The organism is uncultured Kiloniella sp. (assembly GCF_937128705.1).
In the GTDB taxonomy this organism is placed as follows: domain Bacteria; phylum Pseudomonadota; class Alphaproteobacteria; order Kiloniellales; family Kiloniellaceae; genus Kiloniella.
This window is the reverse complement of the sequence record NZ_CAKZMP010000287.1, coordinates 1-3,554: the sequence shown is the minus strand read 5'-3', so window position 1 is coordinate 3,554 and position 3,554 is coordinate 1. Positions and strand designations below refer to the sequence as shown.

4 protein-coding genes are annotated in these 3,554 nt (G+C 45.9%); all 4 read left to right on the top strand.

The features are described 5' to 3' along the window. On the top strand, nt 1-232 hold a 232-nt coding region (locus tag Q0241_RS14560; protein ID WP_299378754.1), incomplete at its 5' end, for an ureidoglycolate lyase. Between the two features lie 86 nt (nt 233-318). Continuing rightward, nucleotides 319-2,508, top strand: a complete 2,190-nt coding sequence (locus Q0241_RS14555; protein WP_299378752.1) for a malate synthase G — start codon at nt 319-321, stop codon at nt 2,506-2,508. 97 nt (nt 2,509-2,605) lie between these two features. After that, nucleotides 2,606-2,911, top strand: a complete 306-nt coding sequence (locus Q0241_RS14550) for a hypothetical protein (RefSeq protein WP_299378750.1) — start codon at nt 2,606-2,608, stop codon at nt 2,909-2,911. 25 nt (nt 2,912-2,936) lie between these two features. Then, nucleotides 2,937-3,443, top strand: coding sequence for a hypothetical protein (locus Q0241_RS14545; RefSeq protein ID WP_299378748.1), 507 nt, complete (start codon nt 2,937-2,939; stop codon nt 3,441-3,443). Nucleotides 3,444-3,554: the final 111 nt, after the last annotated feature.

The window sequence follows — 3,554 nt, the reverse complement described above, 5'->3', positions numbered from 1 at the left end:
GGTTGTGGTTTGTGAAGACGAAATCCCGACACCTGCGGGCTGTCGTGCCTTTATGGCATCGGGAAGTCAGGGAGTACAGTATGCGAAAAATATTTGGCATCATCCCTTACTGGTTCTGGAACCGACACAGGATTTCCTGATTGTGGACAGAAAAGGTCCCGCAGACGAAGGAACAGCAAACTTGGAAGAATATTGGTTCGACGGCACAGGTGCTATTCTGAAAATTCCTTAATACGCGCTTGGTAAAGTTGCCTTATACTTGGCCGAATATAATAATTTTTACTATTCAGATTAATCATAAGACTGGGACAGATAACAATGACTGATCGCATTAAGGTCGGCGCGCTACAAATAGATAAAACGCTGCATAATTTTATGAATAACGAAGCCCTGTCCGGAACAGGTGTTGCCTCGGATGTTTTCTGGGCTGGTATGAATGATCTTCTGCTGGATCTTATGCCGGAAAATGCAAAGTTGCTCGCGCGACGGGCAGAACTGCAAGGCCAACTGAATGACTGGCATCGAACCCACCCCGGCCCCATTACAGATCATGCGGCGTATAAATCATTTCTGGAACAAATCGGTTATCTGGTTCCCGAAGGCGCTGATTTCACCATCGAAACAGCAAATGTGGACGAAGAAATAACCTCTGTCGCCGGACCACAGCTTGTGGTGCCTGTGATGAATGCGCGTTATGCGCTGAATGCAGCAAATGCGCGTTGGGGAAGCCTTTACGATGCGCTCTATGGCACCGATGCAATCCCTGAAACGGATGGCGCAGAAAAACAGGCTGGATTTAACCCTGTTCGCGGGCAAAAGGTCATTGACTGGGCCAAGAATTTTCTGGATCAGGCCGCACCGTTGAACGGTGGTTCTCATAAAGATGTTGTGTGTTACAAAATCGACGAAGGCAAGCTGGTTGCGACACTGGAAAACGGTCAGCGTGCAACCCTTTCAGAGGAAGCTGAATACAGAGGTTATCGCGGTGATCTCAATACCGCCTTTGGTCTTTTGATCCGTCACAATGGATTACATCTCGAAATCTCTGTTGATCGTAAGCATCCCATTGGCAAGACCGATCCGGCGGGTGTTGCCGATGTTATTGTCGAGGCTGCGCTCTCAACCATTATGGATTGTGAAGATTCCGTCGCAGCGGTTGATGCCGAGGAAAAGGTTGCTGTCTATCGTAACTGGCTTGGCCTGATGCGTGGCGACCTGTCCACGGATCTGCAAAAGGGCGGCAAAACCATCACCCGTCGATTGAAAGATGATCGAGTTTATCAGACAAATTCTCGTGAAAGCCTTGCCTTGCAAGGTCGGAGCCTGATGCTGGTTCGCAATGTTGGCCACCTCATGACCAATCCGGCTATTCTGGTCGGGGATGACGCCCGTGAAGTTCCCGAAGGTTTGATGGATGCCATGATCACGGCGGTTATTGCCAAACACGATCTTCTGAAGTCTTCTGGTTCTAATGGCGCTTCATTACGCAACAGCCGGACAGGCTCTGTCTATATCGTAAAACCCAAAATGCACGGGCCTGACGAAGTAGCTTTTGCCAACAAGATTTTCACGAAGGTTGAAGATCTATTAGGGCTTAAACGTCATAGCCTCAAAATCGGAATTATGGATGAAGAGCGCCGGACCACGCTGAATTTAAAAGAAGCAATCCGTGCCGCCAAACATCGGGTGTTCTTTATCAACACGGGATTCCTTGATCGCACAGGCGATGAAATCCACACAACTATGGAAGCTGGTCCCATGATCCGCAAAGGCGATATGAAAAACGCCGCATGGATCAAGGCCTATGAAGACTGGAATGTAGATATCGGCCTTGCCTGTGGCCTCAGTGGCCGCGCACAGATCGGCAAAGGTATGTGGGCCATGCCGGATCTGATGGCCAATATGCTGGATCAAAAGTCCGGACACCCGCAAGCGGGCGCGAATACGGCTTGGGTTCCATCCCCCACAGCGGCAACCCTGCACGCCACCCATTATCACGATATCAACGTCTTTGACCGTCAAAAGGAACTGGCGCAAAGAGAGCGTGCTTCGCTCAACGATTTGATGTCAGTCCCCGTTGCCAAAGACACCAACTGGTCACCGGAAGAGGTACAACGCGAACTGGATAATAACGCCCAAGGCATTCTGGGCTATGTTGTCCGCTGGGTCGATCACGGCGTCGGCTGTTCCAAAGTTCCCGACATCAACAACGTCGGCCTGATGGAAGACCGCGCAACCCTGCGCATTTCCTCCCAACACATCGCCAACTGGCTCCACCACGGCATCTGCACAGAATCCCAAGTCATGGAAACCATGAAACGCATGGCAACCGTCGTCGACGGGCAAAATGCAAATGACCCAGCGTATAAACCAATGGCCGATGATTTCGACACCTCAATCGCCTTTCAGGCCGCTTGTGATCTGGTCTTGAAAGGTGCAGTACAACCGTCTGGTTATACCGAACCGATCTTGCATGATAGGCGGTTGGAGTTGAAAGCAAAGACTTGATATACATCTAAAAATTATTCAAATTAAAACGGGTGAGAGTAATTCTTTCACTCGTTTTTTTTATCCAACTAACTACATTGGATGGTTCTTTATAGCTATGGAAGATATTTTAAATAATACGCCTGAAATTTGGCTCACCTTTGGAATGTTAATCCATCAAGATTTTCTATTAGTCCATCCTGATTTTTTCTCTGGCATAACGGATATTGCTCAAGGTTTTTCTCCTGCACAAAGACAAGAAGTGCACGCGCTATTGCTCGAAATCTTAAGCGATAAATATAACAATACTGAAAGAGTGCAATTTTGGAATAATTCTGGGGTTAGTTTTTCTGTATTGGAAAGTGAGATTGTGCTTTGGTTAGAACAAGTATTAGAGGCAGTAAAAAAAGAACGTAATTTATAGTTTCGCAGAGTTAAGAGTGGAGAAAATGAAGCAATTTGTATTAAGTGTCTTGTTACTTGGGCTTTTAAACACGACAGTTTCGTATGCTGATCAATTAAAAGATCAATGTAATGAAGAAAAAGATTTTCTTGTTTCAGAACAAACCTATAACGATAACACGCTTTATTTAGACTTTAATGTTTTTCCAAGCCCGAATAAGGAATTTTATGAGGACCCGATGTGGTCGATTAAAGTCATCGATTTCAGAGGAAATGGAAAGAAAATTGAACCTGAGTATTTTCCGATTATACATATTAACCCCATTAACGGTCGAAAAATAAAAACGCTAGAGGACAAAGCCATATTACCATTTGGTGTTTGGCAATTTTATACAGGAGATTATGTTGGGGGAGATGATCTTTTTGAAAATATCAAGGCTTATCAATTTAATAATCAACGAATTGACGTTATTGAAATAAAATATAAATTTACCTACGCAGACGGGACGTTCGACCCCAATTGCTATTTATTACGGGCTACCCGCAAAAATTAATAACTTCAAACATACTTCCGAACAGTTCTGTCACTGACACGGGTGAAAAGCTCATAAGCTGAGATGCCAGCCATGACGGCGGCATTTTCGACGGGGCTGTGGTTGCCGTCA

Excerpts from the sequence above, each read along its gene's own strand:
- Q0241_RS14545 (WP_299378748.1), top strand. The coding sequence starts at position 2,937 with ATGAAGCAATTTGTATTAAGTGTCTTGTTACTTGGGCTTTTAAACACG.
- Q0241_RS14550 (WP_299378750.1), top strand. The coding sequence starts at position 2,606 with ATGGAAGATATTTTAAATAATACGCCTGAAATTTGGCTCACCTTTGGA.
- Q0241_RS14555 (WP_299378752.1), top strand. The coding sequence starts at position 319 with ATGACTGATCGCATTAAGGTCGGCGCGCTACAAATAGATAAAACGCTG.